Below are 19,604 nucleotides of genomic sequence, written 5' to 3'. Positions count from 1 at the left end.
AACCCTCGTGATTGAGAGACAGCACCATGGTTCCACACCTGACCACCGCCCTCACCGGCCCCCTGCTTGAACTCGAACGCAAGTTCCTCGAAAGCAGCCCACAGATCGAACACTGGCTGCGTGGCCAATGGCAGGAATACACCCCGCCGTTCTACTCGTCGTGCGACTTGCGCAATTCGGGCTTCAAACTGGCACCGGTCGATACCAATCTCTATCCCGGTGGCTTCAACAACCTGAATCCGGCGTTCCTGCCGCTTTGCGTGCAGGCGGCGATGAGTGCCATCGAAAAATTCTGTCCCGAAGCGCGCAGCCTGCTGCTTATTCCGGAAAACCACACGCGCAACCAGTTCTACCTGCAGAACGTCGCGCAACTGGTCGATATCCTGCGCCAGACCGGCCTCAATATCCGCCTCGGCTCGATGCTGCCGGAAATCGACAAGCCGACGCCGATCGATCTGCCGAATGGCCGTCAATTGCTGCTTGAGCCCCTGGTTCGCAAAGGCAACCGCCTGGGTGTCGATGGTTTCGAACCTTGTGCCGTATTGCTGAACAACGATCTTTCAGCCGGCATCCCCGATATTCTGAAAAATCTGCACGATCAGGTGGTGTTGCCACCGCTGCACGCCGGTTGGGCAGTGCGCCGCAAATCCAACCACTTTGCCGCCTACGATCAGGTGGCCAACGATTTCGCCAAGGAAATCGGCATCGACCCGTGGCGCATCAATCCGGCGTTCTCGGTCTGCCGCAGCATCAATTTCCATGAGCGTCAGGGCGAGGAATGCCTGGCCGCCAACGTCGCCGCCGTGCTCGATATCGTCAAGGAAAAGTACAAGGAATACGGCATCGACGAAACGCCCTACGTGGTGGTCAAGGCCGACGCCGGGACCTACGGCATGGGCGTCATGACGGTGCGCGATGCGGATGAAGTCATTGCACTCAACCGCAAGCAGCGCAACAAGATGAGTGTGATCAAGGAAGGCCTCGAAGTCTCCGAGGTGCTGATCCAGGAAGGCGTGCATTCCTTCGAGACGCTCAACGAAGCCGTTGCCGAACCGGTGATCTACATGATCGACCGCTACGTCGTCGGTGGCTTCTATCGCGTGCATACCGGGCGCGGCAAGGACGAGAACCTCAACGCACCGGGCATGCATTTCGAACCGCTGGCCTTCGAAACCGGCTGCAACCTGCCCGATTACCGCTGCGGCAATCCGGATTCACCGCCCAACCGCTTCTACGCTTATGGCGTGGTTGGCCGCCTGGCCTGCCTGGCCGCCGCGGTTGAGCTGGAACGCACCGCGCCAGAAGAAGTCGGCATCTAGTGGCCCAGCAGCTGCACTTCGAACAGCAAGCCTTCGGGGCGAGCAGCCGCTCGCTCAAGCTGGCTTTCGTTCTCGATCCGCTGGATTCACTCAAGGCCTGGAAAGACTCGTCGATTGCCATGATGCGGGCGGCTGAAAAGCATGGCCATGAAGTTTTTGCCATCGATGCCGCAACGCTGGGCTGGCGACGTCCGGAACCCGGCCACCCCGGCGGGGTTTTTGGCGAGGCGGTACATTTGCGCCTGCGTCCGGACGACCATGACTGGTACCGCGAAACCGGCCGCGAATACTGGCCACTGAAAGCCTTCGACGCCGTCATCATGCGGCGCGACCCGCCTTTCGATTTTGAATATCTAACCGCAACCTGGTTGCTCGAACGCGCCGAGGCCAATGGTGTCAAAGTATTCAACCGGCCACGCGCCCTGCGCGACCATTCGGAAAAAATCGCGATTGCCGAGTTCGACCAGTTCACCCCGCCGACGCTGGTGGCGCGCGATATCAACCAGTTGCAGCACTTCATCGAGGAATACAGGGACGTCATTCTCAAGCCGCTCGATGGCATGGGCGGCAGCCAGATTTTCCGCATTCACCGCAACGACCCGAACCGCAACGTCATTCTCGAAACACTGACCCACGAAGGCCGCCGTACGGTCATGGCGCAACGCTACCTGCCGGAGATCAGCCAAGGCGACAAGCGCATCCTGCTGATCGCCGGCAAGCCCGTGCCCTATTGCCTGGCACGCATTCCGAAAGCCGGCGAAACCCGTGGCAATCTGGCGGTTGGCGGGACCGGCGTGGCGCAGGATCTTTCGCCGCGTGATCGGGAAATTGCCGAAACACTCGGCCCAATTCTTCTGAAGCGCGGATTGATGCTGGTTGGCCTTGATGTCATCGGCACGCATCTGACTGAAATCAACGTCACCAGCCCGACCTGCATGGTCGAGATTCGCCAGCAAACCGGTTTCGATGCCGCCGGTGCGTTCATCACCGCCATTGAACACGCATGCGGCGTTTCCTGAGTGCCCTCGGGCTGGTATTGCTGCTTGGGGCATGCCACCGACCGGCAGTACAGGAACAACAAGCCTACGTCTTTGGCACCCGGGTTGAAGTACTGGTAGCCAGCGCCGACCCGGCACAAGGCCGCCAGGCCATCGCCGCCGTATTGCAGGAATTCGACCGCTTGCACCAGCATTACCATGCCTGGCAGGACTCCGAGCTGACCGCAGTGAATCGCGCCATCGCTCGGGGAGCTCCGGCCGACGTCACGCCTGAACTCGCCGCTTTCGTCCGCGAAGCTGCCTCCCTGAGCCAGCAGGGCGATTATCTTTTTGATCCGGGCATCGGGCAATTGATCGGACTTTGGGGATTTCAGTCCGACGAATTCAAGGCAGAACTGCCGTCGACCGCAGCACTCGATGCCTGGCGCATCGCACGACCTTCGATTGCCGACCTGACAGTGAGCGGCAACACGATACGCAGCCGCAAAAAACAGGTCGCCCTCGATTTTGGCGGCTATCTCAAAGGTGTCGCCCTCGATCGGGCTGCCGCCATCCTGCGCGCTCAAGGCATGGCCAATGCCCTGATCAACATCGGTGGGAATGTCATGGCGCTGGGTTCGAAAAATGGCCAAAAATGGCGGGTCGGCATCCAGCACCCACGCCAGCCCGGCCCAATGGCAACGGTCAGCCTTGAAGATGGCGAAGCGATTGGAACATCCGGTGATTACCAGCGATTTTTCGAACACGATGGGCAACGTTACCCCCATCTGCTCGACCCACGCAGCGCCTATCCGGCAGCGCATACGCAAGCCGTCACGGTCTTGATTCCCCCCGGTCCGAAGGCCGGCACCTTATCTGATGCCAGTTCCAAACCGATTTTTATCGCCGGCCCTGCAGACTGGCAGGAAATGGCCAGGAAAACTCAAATTGGCCTCGTTTTGCGCGTTGACCGTGACGGCCATGTTTTTGTAACCGAGGCCCTGAACAAGCGTATTGAATTTGTCGGCAAACCTGCCGAGCTGACTGTCGTCCCCTGATTCACCGCAGAAATCGGGACAGTCGGGTGGCACTTATTCCGGCGACCGGGAATCAATCGTCAAGGTAACCGGCCCGTCATTGATCAGGGAAACCTGCATATCGGCACCAAAAATACCGGTTTCTACCGATTTTCCCAGTCCAATCGAGAGTTTTCCGACAAATTTTTCGAATAATGGTCCGGAAATATCCCCCCGAGCCGCTTTATTCCAGGATGGACGGTTGCCCTTTTTAACCGAGGCGTAAAGCGTGAACTGGGAAACCGCCAGAATATCGCCCGCAACCTCCTGGACAGAGCAATTCATCACCCCGTTCTCATCAGAAAAGATGCGCATACGCAGTATCTTGCCGACCATCCAGTCCAGATCGGCTTCCTCATCCCCTGCCTCAAAGCCGGCCAGAACAAGCAAACCAGCGCCTATTTTCCCGACAATTTCGCGGTCGACCGCGACAGAAGCCTCAATGACACGCTGAACAACTACCCGCATTCAAAATTATCCTGTTGTTCGAAGAAGATTATTTATTACTTTTGATCAATCACTTAAAAGAAAAAAGGCTCTTTCCAGAGCCTTTTTTCTTCACTTTAAATGCATGCAAGATTGTCGGATGACACAGAAAGTGAAAAATCACCCGACGGTAAATAACGCAATTTTCACTATTGGTGGCACAGAAGCAAAGCCTTCGTGTCACCAATAGTGAAAAAACCTGTATTGCGTGCCAAAGATGTTGAAAATATATATGCGATATCTTTGACTTGGATGACGATTAGATTTGGCGACTAATGCTCCCAATAGCTAGGCTCGCGAACATCAACCAAATCATCAACCGCAGGCCACCTCTCCTTGTGCAGTGGATCAATCCAATTTGCTCGAGCACGTAGGCGAGACTTCCTTTCCCGGTAACCAGTTTTGTTGGCCGCTCATCATTGGCGAACACCCGACGTACCAACCGGCGAAGTAGCGTCCTCGGATAAGTCGGCCAATCGAAGAAAAGCCGATATTCGTCCAAGCGGCCATGGGAACCAAGCTTCAAGCTGCCCATTACCCGCATCAGTTGGAGCGCCTGCGACAAAGCTACTTCTAGAGGATGACCTTCAAAAGAATAGCCTGGTGGCAGCGTAATCCCTGGGTGCGTGGCAAAAAGCTCTTTTCGCAGATTAGAAATAGATCCAACGGCGTGTGATCGACTTCGACTCGTTCCAAAATGTTCGAGACTTTGGCTACCGTGAAATCGGACGCGACATTTTCCTAAAGCATGGAAAGCAGAATTTAGGCGATATAGATTTAGCGTTACATCATGATGGTAGCGGGCATACTTTGCTCGTGGAAGGGAAAGGCCATGCGCTGCCATTGGACGTATATTTCAACTCCCCCTTGGCTATCGCTGCTCATCTAAAACGAACACGCGACTGGGAAAACAAGGTACAGGGAAGAATTAGGTATCTCAAGAACCACAATTTGGACTTTAAGGTTACTGAGCCATGTGACTATATTATCGTGACTCTGCATCCCGAGATGCTGTCGCACGTTTCTTCAGTGATGACCCTAAGCATTAAGGAGTTTCAACATTGGCTCGCATCTGGCCGAAATGTATGTCAGTTCAGCGAGTTCTTCGAGAATTTTTACCGTCCTAACGAGCCCACCATATCCGAGGCCGAGATGCAGCAAATGTACGAAGATGGCCTTGTTCTTGCGCGGGTGGCTCGCTAGACGGTAACTTTTCGTTCCATCGAAGACAGTTGATGGCCTTTTCCGGTTACTAGCTACGAATTAAGGGCGTGAATTTACGGTCAACAATCAAAAACGGTCTGATCGAGGTTTGAGAGCATAAGACAGGTTCGAATGAGTTTTACGCGCAGGATATCCGGCAGGTATCGGTACTCGCGGCGTTCGACTCCAGTACCTGTTTCAAGTGATGAACACAAATCGCAACGGCAGCGAGACACATCAAGAGGTCAAACTATGAGCGTTATGAGCAATCATCTTCTGTCTGCGACTGGGAGCTTCGGATTAGAGTCAGCACACTCTATGGTCTTGAAGGCTTGGCGCGAGTATCAGCGGTGCACAAATGCAGGGTCGAATGACGACCGTCGTGATGCTGCGATCAATTGTGCAATCACGTTGTGGCATCTGAATGACTGGGTATGGAACGGGATAGCTACCTCAGCCCGCGACAAGTTAGAGTTGAAAAGCTTCTTGGGTGTGACCGGGCGTCGACTAGAGAAGGATGACCTTGTTAAGTGGGCCGTAACCACATGCCCTGAGTTGAATGTCTGTCAATCCATCTGCAATGGCTCGAAGCACGTTGTGTGCTTGGGGATCACGGAGGCCCGAATGACCCCTGGCAGTGATCAGAAGACGTCGGAGGGAGAAAAGACAGTCGGTCACTTGGAAATCGTGGACGCCGGAGGAGTGCGTGATGGAATTGAAGTGCTCTATAAAGCCATTGAGTTTTGGCACCATCACGCAACGAATGACAATGTGCTCCGCTAGGCCGTCGTAGAGAAATCATCATCTCCGATTCTGCTGCGTTCGAAGGCAAGGCTCCCGCTCGACACCTCCGGTTACTTTACAGGTCTCGGTGCAACGAGCGCTTTGTGGCTTCGAAATCATCGCCGAAATGTCCGCAACGGGCAGGAGGGGTGACTTCGTCGGACTAGGAAGCAGTCGTTTAGCGTGACGGGCCGTTGAAGGCATGCTCACCGAGGCATTGCTGACCGAATTAGCCAGGCCCTCGAACAGCCGTTCTGGCCGAATTGCCGCTCAAAGAAACAAAAAGGCTCCATCCGGAGCCTTTTTCCATTTTCTATGTCAGTAATTTTTCACTAACTTGGCACAGTTTTCACTTTCTCTGTCATCCGACAAAGATCGTTAAATATCGATCCGGGCATTCAAGGCATTGGTTTCGATGAAAGCACGACGTGGCTCGACCAATTCACCCATCAGCGTCGTAAAGATTTCATCGGCAGCAATTGCATCGTCGATCTGAACACGCAGCAGTCTGCGAACTTTTGGATCCATCGTGGTTTCCCAAAGTTGCCCTGGATTCATTTCGCCCAAGCCTTTGTAACGCTGCTTGCTGATGCCACGCTCGACATCGTTAAGCAGCCATTGCATCGCTGTACCAAAATTGGTCACTGCCTGCTTCTTTTCACCGCGTGCCATGAAGGCACCCGGTCCAAACAGATCGGCCAATGTTTCGGCAGTACGACGTAACTGCTGGTAATCGCCCGAAAGAAGAAGATCATCATCGATGATGCCGACCTTCAGGTTTCCGTGATGCATTTTTTCAACGCGCAAGGTCCAGCGTTCCTGGATATCGTCAAATTTCGGCACAACGCGGATACCGCTGATCAGGTGCTTGGCAACTAGTTCGGCACTTTCCCGAGCCAGATTTTCGCTGGAAAGATCAATTTTCAGATTGTGCTGAACCAATGTCTTGAGCACTTCCGGATTGACCAAGTGGGAAATGCGTTCAATCACCGATTCCGTCAGCAACCAGGAACGGGCCAATTCCTCAAGTGCCGGGCCAGTCACGGGCTCAGCACCGGTACGTGGCGTCAGGCTGGCTTCATCCATCGCCATGCGCAGCAGGAACTGGTGGTATTCCTGATCGTCCTTCAGGTACCGCTCGGTCTTGCCATGCTTGACCTTGTAGAGCGGCGGCTGGGCGATATACACGTAGCCGCGCTCGATCAGTTCCGGCATCTGGCGATAGAGCAGCGTCAGCAGTAGCGTACGGATGTGCGCACCGTCAACGTCCGCGTCGGTCATGATGATAATGCGGTGGTAACGCAGCTTCTCGATCTTGAACTCGTCCTTGCCGATCCCCGTGCCAAGCGCGGTAATCAACGTGACGATCTGTTCGCTGGAGATCAGCTTGTCGAAACGGGCCTTTTCCACGTTCAGCACCTTGCCGCGCAGCGGCAGGATAGCCTGGAACTTGCGGTCGCGACCCTGCTTGGCGGAGCCGCCTGCAGAGTCACCCTCGACAATGTACATTTCGCACAATGCCGGATCTTTTTCCTGACAGTCAGCCAGCTTGCCGGGTAAGCCGATACCGTCGAGCACACCCTTGCGACGCGTCAGCTCACGGGCACGGCGGGCAGCTTCACGGGCGCGCGAAGCTTCGACGATCTTGCCGGTAATGATTTTGGCGTCAGCCGGACGTTCGAGGAGAAAGTCAGCCAGTTTCTGGGCAACAACTTCTTCAACCGCCGGACGGGCTTCCGAAGAAACCAGTTTCATCTTGGTCTGCGAGGCAAACTTGGGATCCGGCATCTTGACCGACAGTACGCAGGCCAAGCCTTCGCGCATGTCATCGCCAGCGATTTCAACCTTGGCCTTCTTGGCGATTTCGTGTTCGTCGATGTACTTGTTGATCACCCGCGTCATCGCAGCACGCAGGCCGGTCAGGTGGGTACCGCCATCGGACTGCGGAATGTTGTTGGTGAAGCAGAGAACCTGTTCCTGGTAGGAATCGTTCCACTGCATCGCCACTTCGACACCGATGGTGACACCGGTATCGCCAACCTTGGCTTCGCCCGCCGAGTAGAAAATACTGGGATGCAATACCGATTTGCTGCGATTGATGTACTCGACGAAGCTTTGTACACCGCCGGCAAAGGCAAACAATTCATCCTTGCCATGACGCTGATCAACCAGGCGAATACTCACACCATTGTTCAGGAAAGACAGTTCGCGCAGACGTTTGGCGAGAATTTCATAATGAAATTCGACATTGCCAAAAATTTCTTCATCAGCCGAGAAATGCACCTCGGTACCGCGTTTTTCGGTATCACCCTGAATTTTCAGTGGCGAAACTTCGAATCCATCACGAACTTCAATGACGCGGTCGACGGGCACACCACGGTGAAATTCCATGAAGTGCTTCTTGCCATCGCGACGGATGGTCAGGCGCAGCCACTTGGACAAGGCATTGACGCAGGAAACACCGACGCCATGCAAACCACCGGAAACCTTGTAGGAATTCTGGTTGAATTTGCCGCCGGCGTGGAGTTCAGTCAGTGCAATTTCAGCCGCCGAGCGCTTTGGCTCGTGCTTGTCGTCCATTTTGACACCGGTCGGGATACCCCGACCGTTGTCGATGACGCTGATCGAGTTATCAACGTGGATCGTGACGGTAATATCGTCGCAATGACCCGCCAGCGCTTCGTCAATCGAATTGTCGACGACCTCGAAAACAAGGTGGTGCAGGCCGGTACCATCGGATGTATCACCGATATACATGCCCGGACGTTTGCGGACAGCCTCCAGACCTTCAAGAATCTGGATGCTTGCTTCGCCGTAGGCCGGAGAACCGTCCTTCGGGTTGTTTTCTTCGCTCATTGCTTGGGTTCCACGTGAAACTTGGATTTTCTTTCAGGGTTCAGATACGCATCGGCATGACAACGTATTTGAAGCGCTCATTACCGGGAACAGTAATCAGCGCACTGGAATTCGCATCGTTGAAGCTCCACTGGATTTCTTCAGTGTGAACATTGTTCAACACATCCAGCAAATAGCCGACGTTGAAGCCAACATCGATGACGTCACCCTGATAGTTTACTTCAATTTCGTCCTGAGCTTCTTCCTGTTCGGCATTCGCAGCAATCAGCTTCAAGCTGTTTTCACCCAAAACGACGCGTACACCGCGAAATTTTTCATTGGTCAGGATCGCTGCACGGCTCATTGCCTGCATCAACGACTGGCGGCCAACCGTCAGATGATTCTTCAGCGTTGCCGGAACAACCCGTTCGTAATCAGGGAATTTGCCGTCGATCAGCTTTGACACCAGAACGACAGAACCAAAATTGAAACGAACCTGGTTGGCCGTAAGCGTAATGTTCAGCGGCTCATCGTTATCAACCAGCAAGCGATTCAGTTCAAGCACGGTCTTGCGCGGCAGAATCATTTCCTGGCGCGGCAAGTCAGCATCGATTTCAACGCTGGCAAAGGCCAGACGATGACCATCCGTTGCTACGGCACGTAGTTCCTTGCCCTCGACCAACAGCAGAAGACCGTTCAGGTAGTAGCGCACGTCTTGTGCTGCCATGCTGTACTGGGTCTTGCCAAGCAGTTGGCGGAACGCCTTCTGGGAAATGGCAAATTGACGCGTTTCACCTTCAGCCATCGTCATTCGCGGGAAATCATCGGCCGGCAGGGTCTGCAGGCTGAAACGGCTCTTACCGGCACGAACCTGAAGACGCTTGTCTTCGAGCACAAGGCTGACTTCCGTGGTATCCGGCAGCGAACGCAGGATTTCTTGCAGTTTGCGTGCACCAACAGTCACTGCACCGTCACCCTCGCCGGCTCCTACTTCTGTCGAAGTCGTGATTTGAATCTCGATATCGGTTGCGAGAAGGGTGAGTTTTTCGCCTTTCTTCTCAAGCAGGACATTGGAAAGAATAGGCAGGGTGTGACGTCGTTCAACAATCCCCGATACCGACTGCAAAGGGGCAAGAAGCGTGTCTCTATGGGTTTTAATAAGAACCATAAATTAAATTCCTAAGTAGACTATATCGGGAATGACTCTGTGGATAACTGAAATTTATTGTTTAATTTCAAATGGTTGAATACGTTTTTTGTTCTTGGTAAAGCTCTGGATTGCTTGAGGATGAAATCGGGACAATTTTCTCACAAAGCTGAAAGACACAGACAACTCACATTTTAGAGACAAGTTTTCCACAAGTTTATACACAGAAAATTTGTCTCAGATTGTTCCCAGTGTTTTCGAAGAATGCTCTGCAAAGTAAAAAGGTTGGCCGGAAATTGGTTTGTAGAAGCTTTTATATAAGAACTATAAATAAATCTACTACTGATACTACCTCAGGAATGAGTCTGTTGATAACTGTAAATTTTATATAAAAATCATCTACTTAAATCTATTTTTTGCCTCTTGAAAACTACCCTTGAAAGCTGTGGATCAATGTCGAACAATTTTTTCGTTCAATTGAAAATCCAAGTTTGCTCACAATTGCCTGACAGCTTTCCCTCAGACTTATCAACAGATCAGCCTTTAAGTACCTGTAAAAGGACATGCAGGTCATGGTTGAGTTCGTTTTCTTTGGTGCGCAAGCTGTCGATTGTCTTGACGGCATGAATGACTGTTGTGTGATCACGGCCGCCGAATGCATCACCAATTTCAGGATAGCTGTGTGAGGTCACTTCACGGCACAACCACATTGCAACTTGCCGGGGACGTGCGATGGCACGTGTCCGTTTTTTTGAAAACAGGTCTGCAACCTTGATCTTGTAGTAGTCGGAAACTGTTTTCTGGATGTTATCCATGCCGACATTGCGGACAGAGCCGATCAAATCCTTGAGCGCTTCCTTGGCAAGATCGAGTGCAATCAAGCGGCCATGGAAAGACGAATAAGCCAGGACCTTCTTGAGCGCCCCTTCCAGTTCCCGGACGTTCGAACGCAGATGCTTGGCAATGAAAAATGCAACTTCGTCATCAAGCTGTAACCCTTCAGCCTCGGCCTTTTTCTTGAGAATGGCAACGCGCATTTCCAGTTCGGGCGGCTCGATCTGGACCGTAAGACCCCAGTCAAAGCGCGTCACCAGACGATCATCAAGTCCGTTGATGTCTTTCGGATATGTGTCGCAGGTGATGATGATCTGTTTGCGGGCTTCAATTAACGCATTGAACAGGAAGAAAAATTCTTCCTGGGAACGGTTCTTTCCGTTAAAAAACTGAACGTCATCAAGCAAAAGAACATCAAGCGTCCTGTAGCTGCGCTTGAAGGAATCGAAGGATTTTTGCTGATAAGCCCGGACTACGTCGGAGTAATAGTCTTCAGCATGTACGTAGCGAACGATTTTTTCCGGATTTTCAGCAAGGATGGTATTGCCGATGGCATGAATCAAATGGGTTTTACCCAGTCCAGCCCCACCGTAGATGAAAAGTGGGTTGTAGGCACCGCCCGGATTGTTTGCAACTTGAACAGATGCTGCCCGGGCCAGATCATTTGCCTTGCCGACAACCAGGTTGTCGAAAGTGAAAGAAGAAAAAAGGCGTGATTTTTCGTAGTTGCTGGTTCGGCCGCGAGGTTTTTCGGAAGGAACTGGACTGTTGTTGGAAGTATTAGTGCCGGCAGTCGGTGTCTGAGCGGTATTTGTCGTGTTTGAAGCTGGCGCTGATGAGCGGCCACTGCCAATGGTCAGAGAAATAGTGACTGGGGCAGAAAAGAAAGCCTGTGCATATTCTTCAATGCGGCCGAGATAGCGATCGCGTACCCATTTTTGAATAAAGCTGTTTGGTGCGATCAAGCGCAAGCCATCAAGCGGCGTGCTTTCGCCTTCGAGCCTGAGTGGTTTGATCCAGGTATTAAATTGCTGTGCGGGCAATTCCTGCTCAAAACGGAGCAAACATGATTCCCAGAAACCGGCCATTGCCAACAACACTCCTTACTGCACAATCAAAAAATGAAAAACTGCAGTATTAACTAATTGATTTAATTGGTAAATATATAACAAAATTGGCGGCTCACCGGCCGCCTTCAGGGCGCTTATTCTACCCCTCATCCACAATGTTATCCACAGCGTTGACAAATAATTGAACTTGACAGAGCACCCTAAAGCACGGTGTAATCACGTGTTTTTCTTAGCACATCAAGGGATTACCAACATGAAACGCACGTATCAACCGTCGGTCGTGCGCCGCAAGCGCACCCATGGCTTCCTGGTTCGTATGCGCACCAAGGGTGGCCGTGCAGTTATTGCTGCTCGCCGCGCCAAGGGTCGCTCACGCCTGGCCGTATAAACCGGACGTTCGGCGAGGTGGAACAAACCTTCGCCAGACGCTATCGCCTGACAAAAACGGATGAGTTCTCATCCGTTTTTGGTTTCAGGAGGGCGATTCGCGGACAACTGCTGATGTTGCACTACCAACCCAGAGCTGCCGAATTTACGGAAGCCAGGCTTGGCGTCGTCGTTGGCAAAAAACTCCTAAAACGTGCTGTTGACCGTAACAAAGTCAAACGTATCATTCGGGAGCAGTTTCGCGTTCAAAAATCGAGTCTGCCAGCCTGTGATCTGGTTGTTCGCTTGGCTGTAAAGCCTGGCTTACTGGATGGCAAGCAATTGGCTGGCGATTTTCTCGCCCTGCTGGATAAACTGCGGCGGCCACGGCCAAAGCAGGACGCACGATGAAATACCTGTTGATAGGGCTAGTCCGAGTCTATCAATATGCAATAAGCCCTTTTTTAGGGCGAAGCTGCCGCTATTTCCCGACCTGTTCGGAATATACGGTGGAAGCAGTACAGAAACACGGTGCCATCAAGGGTGGCTGGCTGGGTGCGAAGCGCATCTGCCGCTGTCATCCCTGGCATCCCGGTGGGTACGATCCGGTACCCTGATTTGAGAATGCTTGATTACGTAGGCAGTTCATGGACACTCGACGCCTGATTCTGGTTTTGATCTTCACTTTCTCCAGCTTCATGCTGTGGGAAAACTGGCAGAAGTACAACCAGCCCAAGCCGCCGGCTGAAGCTGGTGTAGCTACTGTCGCTGGTGCCGCACCGAAGCCTTCGGCAAACCTGCAGGCTGGTAATGCTTCTGGCGCTGCGCCGGTCGTTGCACCAAGCGTTTCTGCTGCTGAAACCTTTACGGTCAGCACCGATCTGGTCAAGGCAACCATTTCTGCCCAAGGCGGTGATCTGGTTAACCTTGAGCTGCTCAAGTACAAGGAACACGATAACAAGGATCAAACTTTTGTCCTGTTCGACAGCAAGCACCATTACATCGCACAAAGCGGCCTGATCGGCCAGGGTTTGCCGACGCATCGTTCTGTTTTCAAGCGAGTAGCGGGTGAAAATTCGCTGGCTGAAGGCAAGAATGAACTGAAGATTCGCCTTGAGGCCGCAGGTGAAAATGGCGTCACGCTTGCCAAGATTCTGACCTTCAAGCGTGGTTCCTATGCAGTGGATGTTGCCTGGGAAATTACCAACGGCAGCGACAAGCCCTTTGCGCCGCATGCTTATTACCAGCTACAACGTGACGATGTCGTGCCTGCAGGTGAAACCAAAATGGTCTCCACCTTTACCGGTCCGGCTGTCTATACCGACGGTGAAAAGTATCAAAAAATCACCTTCGAAGATATTGGCAAGGACAAGGCAAAATTTGCCAAGACGGCTGATAACGGCTGGCTGGCCATCGTCCAGCATTACTTCGTTGCTGCCTGGGTACCAAAGGACAAGACAGCACGCGAGTTCTACATGCGCAAGCTTGAAGGTAGCAATGTCTTCCAGGCGGGTGTGATTGTGCCGGTTGCCGAGATTGCACCGGGTGCCAAGGGGGAAACCTCAGTCACGTTGTTTGCTGGCCCGCAGGAACAATCTGCGCTCAAGCAAATCGCTACCGGACTTGATCTGGTGGTTGATTACGGCTGGTTGACCGTTGTTGCTGCCCCGATTTTCTGGGCACTGGAAGCAATCCACAAGCTGGTCGGCAACTGGGGCTGGGCGATTGTCCTGCTGACCATCATCATCAAGGCCATTTTCTTCCCGTTGTCCGCCGCTTCCTACAAATCGATGGGCAAGATGAAGTTGCTGACGCCACGTCTGATGCAACTGAAAGAACGTTTTGCTGATGACAAGCAGCGCCTGAATCAGGAAATGATGAAGCTGTATCAGACCGAAAAGGTCAATCCGCTCGGTGGTTGTCTCCCGATTCTGGTTCAGATTCCAGTGTTCATCGCCCTTTACTGGGTGCTGCTGGGCGCCGTTGAAATGAGGGATGCACCGTGGATCCTGTGGATCAAGGATCTGGCTTCGCCGGACCCCTACTACATCCTGCCGGTCATCATGATGGCTTCGATGTTCCTGCAGACCAAACTCAACCCGACGCCGCCGGATCCGATCCAGGCCAAGGTGATGATGGCCATGCCGCTGATCTTCGGTGTCATGTTCTTCTGGTTCCCGGCCGGTCTGGTACTCTACTGGGTGGTGAACAACGTCCTGTCGATCGCCCAGCAGTGGCAGATCACCCGCATGCTTGAAGCGGGTGGCAAGGCTGCCAACGACGCCAAGGCATAAAGTGTGAAATCGGACACAATCGCTGCCATCGCCACGGCCCCCGGTCGTGGCGGTGTTGGCGTCATCCGCATCTCGGGCAGCGATTTGCTGCCCTTTGCTTTTGCGCTGACGGCAAAAGAACCCAAGCCGCGCTATGCCACGCTGGCCGATTTCAAAGCAGCTGATGGCAGCACGATCGACAGCGGTCTGCTTCTCTATTTCCCGAATCCTGCTTCTTTTACCGGCGAAGATGTACTCGAACTACAGGGGCACGGCGGCCCGGTGGTCATGCAGATGCTGCTTGCCCGTTGTCTCGATCTGGGTGCGCGGCTGGCCGAGCCCGGTGAATTCAGCCGACGTGCTTTCCTGAATGGAAAACTCGATCTGGCCCAGGCAGAAGCTGTTGCCGATCTGATCGATGCAGCAACAAGCAGTGCAGCGCGCTCTGCCGTGCGTTCCCTGCAGGGTGAATTTTCCAAGGCGATTCATGGCCTGACCGATGAATTGATCAACCTGCGCATGCTGGTTGAAGCAACACTCGATTTTCCGGAAGAAGATATCGATTTTCTCAAGGCGGCCGATGCTTTTGGCCGGCTTGAGCGCTTGCAACTGAAACTGGCTGAAATTTTCGATCGGGCCGGTCAGGGCAAGTTGTTGCAATCCGGGTTGCACGTAGTACTGGCCGGACAGCCCAACGTCGGCAAATCGTCGCTGCTCAATCGTCTGGCCGGTGATGACCTGGCCATTGTCACGCCGATTGCAGGGACAACTCGAGATGCGCTGCGGTCGACCATCCAGATTGAAGGAATTCCGCTTCACATCATCGATACTGCCGGGCTGCGTGAAACCGATGACGAAGTCGAAAAAATTGGTATTGAACGGAGCTGGCGCGAAATCGAGCGCTCCGATGTGGTGTTGCTGCTGGTCGATGCCCGCAGCGGTGTGACCGAAGCCGACCGTGAAATCCTGGCCCGCCTGCCGGAAAGATTGAAGCGGGTTACGGTCTACAACAAGATTGATTTGTCCGGCGCTCTGGCTGAACGCCACGATGAACCCGATACGACAGCGATTTCCCTCTCAGCTCGTTCTGGCGATGGAATCGAGCTATTGCGTCAGGAATTATTGCGCATTGCAGGCTGGCATCAAGCAGAAGATGTATTCATCGCCCGTGAACGGCATTTGCGGGCACTGGCTTCGGCCCAGGAGCACATTGCGGCAGCGCGTCATGTTGTCGAAGGCTATTTGCCGGCTCTCGAACTGTTTGCCGAAGAACTGCGTCTGGCGCAGCAATCGCTCGGTGAAATCACCGGTGAATTTACGGCTGATGACCTGTTGGGGGTCATTTTCAGCCGTTTTTGCATCGGAAAGTAATCCGCTTATTCGCGCTCGGCTTCGAGACGATTGCGGCGAATGATGGCGTCGGCGATTGCACGACTCAGCGTGTCGGCGTCCGGCAGATTATTCGGACGGAAGACGATGAGCGGGATACCCAGGCTTTGCAGGGCATCGCGCTTCTCTTCTTCTGCCATCTGGCCGCTCTCGTCGGCGGTGGGCCAGGAAATTTCGATGGCGGCGATAATCGAGAAATCAGCCCCGCAAACGATGAAATCGACCCCACGACCTGCCATGCCGCTCAGCCGATGAGCTTCCTTCCGGCCACGCAGCAGGGCTAGTTGGGCAACACCAACCTGGCTGAAAATGGTCATGTTGGGCATGGCCTCGCGCAAGCGATGGTAGAGTTCCTGCTCGCTCTCATTCAGCAGCCGATAAGACTTGCGCCTCGGTGTTTCGATGAAACGTGTTTCCTGATCCAGGTTGAGTGCTTGTTGCGCCCGATCCTTGCGGCCGGTTTTCTGGCTGACAGGTGAGATTTTTGACTCAGTGCGCCCGCTGTCTTTTTTACCGCGCAAAAGCAGGATCAAGCCAAGACCCAAAGCGGCAACCAGCATGCCGATCGTAAAAAAATCCATTTTTCGATTTCCAGATTTCCAGAACGAAATGATGACATGAATATCAAGCCAGCAGATAGTCAGGATGATGAATGATGGAATTGCTTGAAATTGGCATGTCTGCCCTGGTTTTTGCCGCATTTCTGGCGGGTGCGATTGATGCAGTGGTCGGTGGTGGTGGATTGATCCAGATTCCGGCCCTATTCGCCGCCTTGCCTGGCGAGTTGCCTGCCACCTTGTTCGGGACCAACAAATGCGCCAGCGTCGTCGGCACGGCAAATGCAACCTGGCGTTACGCGCAGAGAGTCCGCATGCCATGGCGAACCATATTGCCCGCCGCGCTATCTGCCTTTGCTTTGTCCTATCTCGGTGCTGCTGCTGTTGCCTGGTTGCCCAAAGATGCCGTCCGGCCACTCATTTTGCTTTTACTCATCCTTGCTGCGGTCTACACCCTGAAACGGAAGGAATTCGGCCAGGTGCACCGACCGGGGCTCAGTGGATATCGTGAACTTTGTTTTTCGCTGTTGTTGGGTGGCGTGATCGGGTTTTATGATGGTTTTTTCGGACCGGGAACCGGCAGCTTCCTGATTTTCCTGTTTGTCCGATATTTTGGTTTTGATTTTCTGCATGCATCCGCCAGCGCCAAGGTCGTGAATGTGGCAACCAACCTGGCTGCCCTCATCTATTTTGTGCCGAACGGTTACTTCCTGCCCTTGCTTGCCGGTCTCATGGCACTGGCCAATGTTTGCGGTTCGCTTGCTGGAACCATCCTTGCGCTGAAATATGGCAGCGGCTTTGTCCGCCGGGTATTTTTGTTTGTCGTTGGAATACTGATCATTAAATTTGCCTGGGATACGCTGGCGCTTTTGCTGCATATCTAGTTCGTCACAAAAGGCTGATTTTTCTAATAAAATTAGCTACTTCGTCGAAGGAAGATTCTATGCGCATCACGCTTGTTCACCCTGCCGGGTTCAATTTCGTACCGGGACAACCTGATTTTTCGGTATTGGCCAATCGGATGCCGCCCATCGGCATCATGCAACTGGCTTCCTGGCTGGAAAAATTCGACCATAGCGTGCAATTGCATGACTGCCTCGGCCCTTATGCGCCGCCGACGATTGCTGAAAATGCCGAGATTGTTCTTGCGACAGAACCTGAGATGGTGGGTTTTTCAGCGACAACTTCAGGTTTCATGGATGCTGTTGAAATCGCCACCTACATCCGCCAGCGTCGCCCGGAGATCAAGATCGTCTTCGGCAATGTGCATGTCTCCTCGCTGGGCGCTCCGGTTCTCGAAGAGTTTCCTGAAATTGATTACCTGGTGATCGGCGAAGGCGAAGGTGCGCTGCTCGATCTGGCCGATGGCAAGCCGCTCAAGGACATCGGCAACCTAATCTATCGCGATGAAAGCGGCAAGATCCACATCAACCCGCGGCGCGACCGCATCCTCGATCTCGACGAACTGCCCTTCCCGGCCTACGAGAAGCTGGCCGGCTTTCCGCATGCTTACCACCTGCCGTTGTTCGCCTACGAAAAGCGTTATGGCGCGACGATGATCACCTCGCGCGGTTGTCCCTACACCTGCTCGTTCTGCGACCGCACGGTGTTCGAGCGCCTGTACAAGACCAACTCGGCGCAATATACCTACGACCACATGAAGTACCTGCGGGACAACTTCGGGGTCTATCACATCAACATGTACGACGACCTGTTCACGGCCAAGAAGCAGCGCGTCATGGACCTGTGCCAGTTGCTGATCGACAAGCCGCTCGGCGTGCAGTGGAACTGCGCCATCCGCACCGGACATACCTCGGACGAAATGCTCGCTCAGCTCAAGAAAGCCGGCGTGCTGATGGTCTCGATGGGCGTCGAATCGGCCGATCCGGGCATGATGGAACGTCACAAGGCCGGTGTGACGCTAGCTGCGGTGCGTGACACGGTGCGCCAGATCCACGCCGCCGGCATGCGTGCCAAGGGCCTGTTTATTTTCGGCATGCCCGGCGAGACACCGGAAACCGTCAAGGTGACCAGCGATTTCATCCTGTCGCTGGAGCTGGATGAGATGAACATGACCAAGTTCAGCCCGCTGCATGGCGCACCGATCTGGGAAGAATGCGCCAGCCAGGTGTCCGGCGATTTCATCGAGGATTGGCGCCTAATGAATTGCCTGAATTTCGTTTTCCTGCCGCATGGCTTCAAGTCGCGCGAGGAAATGGATGCGCTGTACAACTGGCATATCAAGCGTTTCTACGACAGCAAGGGTTATCGCCGGCGCTTCGCCAAGCGGCTTTGGGCACATCGCTGGAGTCTTTGGCACATCCTCAAGCATTTGCCGGAAACCATCGCGGCCGCCCGTTATTTCAGTGCCAACAAGGAACAGCTGGAAAAGGCCAAGCGCGAGTTCAAGCTGCATCCACGCCAGCCGCAGGGCTTGAAGCCTTATCTCAGCCCGGATTTGCAGGTCGATAACATTGTCTCGATGTCGCCGATCAAGATTTCCCGGCGCGAGGCGATGAAAACGATTCTTCCCGCTGCCGGGGAAGGGACATCCTGTTGCACGCCGCCGGCCATCAAGGCAGCGGTATAATTGGAATCCCGGGGGGGTGATGATGAAATTTCAGAAAAAATCGACTGGTTTTCACTGGTTGACCGCAGTAATTGCGGTACTTGCGTTGAGTGCATGCAAAAACGCTGAGAACAAGGTGGATGATCCGGTCAAACCGGTGGTCGAAACAAAAAAAGAAGAAGCCTACGCACGAAACGGTTACGCCTGCTGCAACCTGCACTACGAGGGCGACTGGATCAGTGATTCGAATCTCGCCCAACTCGCTTTCATCCCGGCCGGAACCCCCATCAAGGTCAAGAAAATCGATGGCTACCGCGCATATGTCGAGGTTGATGGCAAAGCCATGCGCTTGGGGCATGACTATGGACGGGCGCAGGAAAGTACCGAGCAGTGGGTCAACAAGATCGTTGTACTGAATGATCCGAAACTGACGATGGCCAAATTTTCGCCAGTCGTCCGCAAAGCGATTGAAGCCGGCAAGCTGACCAAGGGAATGACCAAGGAGCAGGTCATCATGGCTGTCGGCTATCCGCAGACCAATGAAAATCCGAAACTGGACGGCCCTTACTGGCGCTACTGGTGGTCGAGTTTCGGGCCGTACTACGTTTATTGGTCAGGCAACAAAGTCAAAAAAATTGACGGCCATTCGGAAACCGTCGCTCACATGACCTACAAAACAAAATAATTCTTCGCCACCACAGAGAGTCGAATAGGCAGCAA

The 19,604-nt window shown here is 53.6% G+C and carries 17 protein-coding genes; 12 read left to right on the top strand and 5 right to left on the bottom strand.

All coding sequences use genetic code 11. The features are described 5' to 3' along the window. The first annotated feature begins 26 nt into the window (after nt 1–26). Genes gshA through GBK02_RS01855 form a run of 3 tightly spaced genes read left to right on the top strand, consistent with a single transcriptional unit; the run spans nt 27 to nt 3,354 of the window. Nucleotides 27–1,319 (top strand): glutamate--cysteine ligase, encoded by a 1,293-nt coding sequence (gshA, locus tag GBK02_RS01865; protein ID WP_203468088.1) that lies wholly within the window; start codon nt 27–29, stop codon nt 1,317–1,319. Then, a complete protein-coding gene (gene gshB / locus GBK02_RS01860) occupies nt 1,319–2,338 on the top strand; it encodes a glutathione synthase (protein WP_203468087.1) in 1,020 nt (339 codons plus the stop codon). The genes gshA and gshB overlap by 1 nt, the downstream gene beginning before the upstream one ends. Further along, the gene (locus GBK02_RS01855) at nt 2,323–3,354 is read left to right on the top strand and encodes an FAD:protein FMN transferase (RefSeq protein WP_203468086.1); all 1,032 of its coding nucleotides are present in this window, start codon (nt 2,323–2,325) and stop codon (nt 3,352–3,354) included. Before gshB ends, GBK02_RS01855 begins: the two co-directional genes overlap by 16 nt. Before the next feature lie 33 nt (nt 3,355–3,387). Here GBK02_RS01855 and dtd read toward each other — a convergent pair whose 3' ends face one another. Continuing rightward, a complete protein-coding gene (gene dtd / locus GBK02_RS01850) occupies nt 3,388–3,840 on the bottom strand; it encodes a D-aminoacyl-tRNA deacylase (protein WP_203468085.1) in 453 nt (150 codons plus the stop codon). Between the two features lie 690 nt (nt 3,841–4,530). Between dtd and GBK02_RS01845 the strand changes: the two genes are divergently transcribed. After that, a complete protein-coding gene (locus GBK02_RS01845) occupies nt 4,531–5,061 on the top strand; it encodes a hypothetical protein (RefSeq protein ID WP_203468084.1) in 531 nt (176 codons plus the stop codon). Nucleotides 5,062–6,222: 1,161 nt separating this feature from the next. Here the strand turns inward: GBK02_RS01845 and gyrB are convergent. The 3 genes from gyrB to dnaA form a co-directional block, all read right to left on the bottom strand. Further along, nucleotides 6,223–8,700, bottom strand: coding sequence for a DNA topoisomerase (ATP-hydrolyzing) subunit B (gyrB, locus tag GBK02_RS01840; protein ID WP_203468083.1), 2,478 nt, complete (start codon nt 8,698–8,700; stop codon nt 6,223–6,225). 40 nt (nt 8,701–8,740) lie between these two features. Further along, the gene (dnaN, locus tag GBK02_RS01835) at nt 8,741–9,847 is read right to left on the bottom strand and encodes a DNA polymerase III subunit beta (protein ID WP_203468082.1); all 1,107 of its coding nucleotides are present in this window, start codon (nt 9,845–9,847) and stop codon (nt 8,741–8,743) included. A gap of 515 nt (nt 9,848–10,362) precedes the next feature. Continuing rightward, nucleotides 10,363–11,748, bottom strand: coding sequence for a chromosomal replication initiator protein DnaA (gene dnaA / locus GBK02_RS01830; protein ID WP_203468081.1), 1,386 nt, complete (start codon nt 11,746–11,748; stop codon nt 10,363–10,365). A gap of 235 nt (nt 11,749–11,983) precedes the next feature. Between dnaA and rpmH the strand changes: the two genes are divergently transcribed. Genes rpmH through mnmE form a run of 5 tightly spaced genes read left to right on the top strand, consistent with a single transcriptional unit; the run spans nt 11,984 to nt 15,740 of the window. Beyond that, nucleotides 11,984–12,118 (top strand): 50S ribosomal protein L34, encoded by a 135-nt coding sequence (rpmH, locus tag GBK02_RS01825; protein WP_203468080.1) that lies wholly within the window; start codon nt 11,984–11,986, stop codon nt 12,116–12,118. Nucleotides 12,119–12,135: 17 nt separating this feature from the next. Next, the gene (gene rnpA, locus GBK02_RS01820) at nt 12,136–12,507 is read left to right on the top strand and encodes a ribonuclease P protein component (protein WP_203468079.1); all 372 of its coding nucleotides are present in this window, start codon (nt 12,136–12,138) and stop codon (nt 12,505–12,507) included. Beyond that, nucleotides 12,504–12,713: a membrane protein insertion efficiency factor YidD gene (yidD, locus tag GBK02_RS01815; RefSeq protein WP_203468078.1), complete on the top strand. Its 210-nt coding sequence runs from the start codon at nt 12,504–12,506 to the stop codon at nt 12,711–12,713. Before rnpA ends, yidD begins: the two co-directional genes overlap by 4 nt. 30 nt (nt 12,714–12,743) lie before the next feature. Continuing rightward, a complete protein-coding gene (yidC, locus tag GBK02_RS01810) occupies nt 12,744–14,390 on the top strand; it encodes a membrane protein insertase YidC (protein WP_203468077.1) in 1,647 nt (548 codons plus the stop codon). A gap of 3 nt (nt 14,391–14,393) precedes the next feature. Then, nucleotides 14,394–15,740, top strand: coding sequence for a tRNA uridine-5-carboxymethylaminomethyl(34) synthesis GTPase MnmE (mnmE, locus tag GBK02_RS01805; protein ID WP_203468076.1), 1,347 nt, complete (start codon nt 14,394–14,396; stop codon nt 15,738–15,740). Between the two features lie 5 nt (nt 15,741–15,745). On the opposite strand, the gene GBK02_RS01800 is transcribed toward mnmE, so the two are convergent. Further along, nucleotides 15,746–16,339, bottom strand: a complete 594-nt coding sequence (locus tag GBK02_RS01800) for a DUF2726 domain-containing protein (RefSeq protein ID WP_203468075.1) — start codon at nt 16,337–16,339, stop codon at nt 15,746–15,748. 71 nt (nt 16,340–16,410) lie between these two features. Between GBK02_RS01800 and GBK02_RS01795 the strand changes: the two genes are divergently transcribed. From GBK02_RS01795 to GBK02_RS01785, 3 genes are read left to right on the top strand one after another with little or no spacing between them, the layout of a single operon-like run. Next, nucleotides 16,411–17,199, top strand: a complete 789-nt coding sequence (locus tag GBK02_RS01795) for a sulfite exporter TauE/SafE family protein (protein ID WP_371810503.1) — start codon at nt 16,411–16,413, stop codon at nt 17,197–17,199. 59 nt (nt 17,200–17,258) lie between these two features. Further along, the gene (locus GBK02_RS01790) at nt 17,259–18,905 is read left to right on the top strand and encodes a B12-binding domain-containing radical SAM protein (RefSeq protein WP_203468074.1); all 1,647 of its coding nucleotides are present in this window, start codon (nt 17,259–17,261) and stop codon (nt 18,903–18,905) included. 19 nt (nt 18,906–18,924) lie between these two features. Then, a complete protein-coding gene (locus GBK02_RS01785) occupies nt 18,925–19,569 on the top strand; it encodes a hypothetical protein (RefSeq protein ID WP_203468073.1) in 645 nt (214 codons plus the stop codon). Nucleotides 19,570–19,604 lie beyond the last annotated feature (35 nt).

The organism is Dechloromonas sp. TW-R-39-2 (assembly GCF_016864195.1).
Lineage (GTDB): Bacteria > Pseudomonadota > Gammaproteobacteria > Burkholderiales > Rhodocyclaceae > Azonexus.
Note: the sequence above shows the minus strand (reverse complement) of the source record. Positions and strands in the feature narration are given on the sequence as shown.

Excerpts from the sequence above, each read along its gene's own strand:
- gshA (WP_203468088.1), top strand. The coding sequence starts at position 27 with ATGGTTCCACACCTGACCACCGCCCTCACCGGCCCCCTGCTTGAACTC.
- GBK02_RS01855 (WP_203468086.1), top strand. The coding sequence starts at position 2,323 with ATGCGGCGTTTCCTGAGTGCCCTCGGGCTGGTATTGCTGCTTGGGGCA.
- dtd (WP_203468085.1), bottom strand. The coding sequence starts at position 3,840 with ATGCGGGTAGTTGTTCAGCGTGTCATTGAGGCTTCTGTCGCGGTCGAC.
- gyrB (WP_203468083.1), bottom strand. The coding sequence starts at position 8,700 with ATGAGCGAAGAAAACAACCCGAAGGACGGTTCTCCGGCCTACGGCGAA.
- dnaN (WP_203468082.1), bottom strand. The coding sequence starts at position 9,847 with ATGGTTCTTATTAAAACCCATAGAGACACGCTTCTTGCCCCTTTGCAG.
- dnaA (WP_203468081.1), bottom strand. The coding sequence starts at position 11,748 with ATGGCCGGTTTCTGGGAATCATGTTTGCTCCGTTTTGAGCAGGAATTG.
- rpmH (WP_203468080.1), top strand. The coding sequence starts at position 11,984 with ATGAAACGCACGTATCAACCGTCGGTCGTGCGCCGCAAGCGCACCCAT.
- yidD (WP_203468078.1), top strand. The coding sequence starts at position 12,504 with ATGAAATACCTGTTGATAGGGCTAGTCCGAGTCTATCAATATGCAATA.
- yidC (WP_203468077.1), top strand. The coding sequence starts at position 12,744 with ATGGACACTCGACGCCTGATTCTGGTTTTGATCTTCACTTTCTCCAGC.
- GBK02_RS01800 (WP_203468075.1), bottom strand. The coding sequence starts at position 16,339 with ATGGATTTTTTTACGATCGGCATGCTGGTTGCCGCTTTGGGTCTTGGC.
- GBK02_RS01795 (WP_371810503.1), top strand. The coding sequence starts at position 16,411 with ATGATGGAATTGCTTGAAATTGGCATGTCTGCCCTGGTTTTTGCCGCA.
- GBK02_RS01790 (WP_203468074.1), top strand. The coding sequence starts at position 17,259 with ATGCGCATCACGCTTGTTCACCCTGCCGGGTTCAATTTCGTACCGGGA.
- GBK02_RS01785 (WP_203468073.1), top strand. The coding sequence starts at position 18,925 with ATGATGAAATTTCAGAAAAAATCGACTGGTTTTCACTGGTTGACCGCA.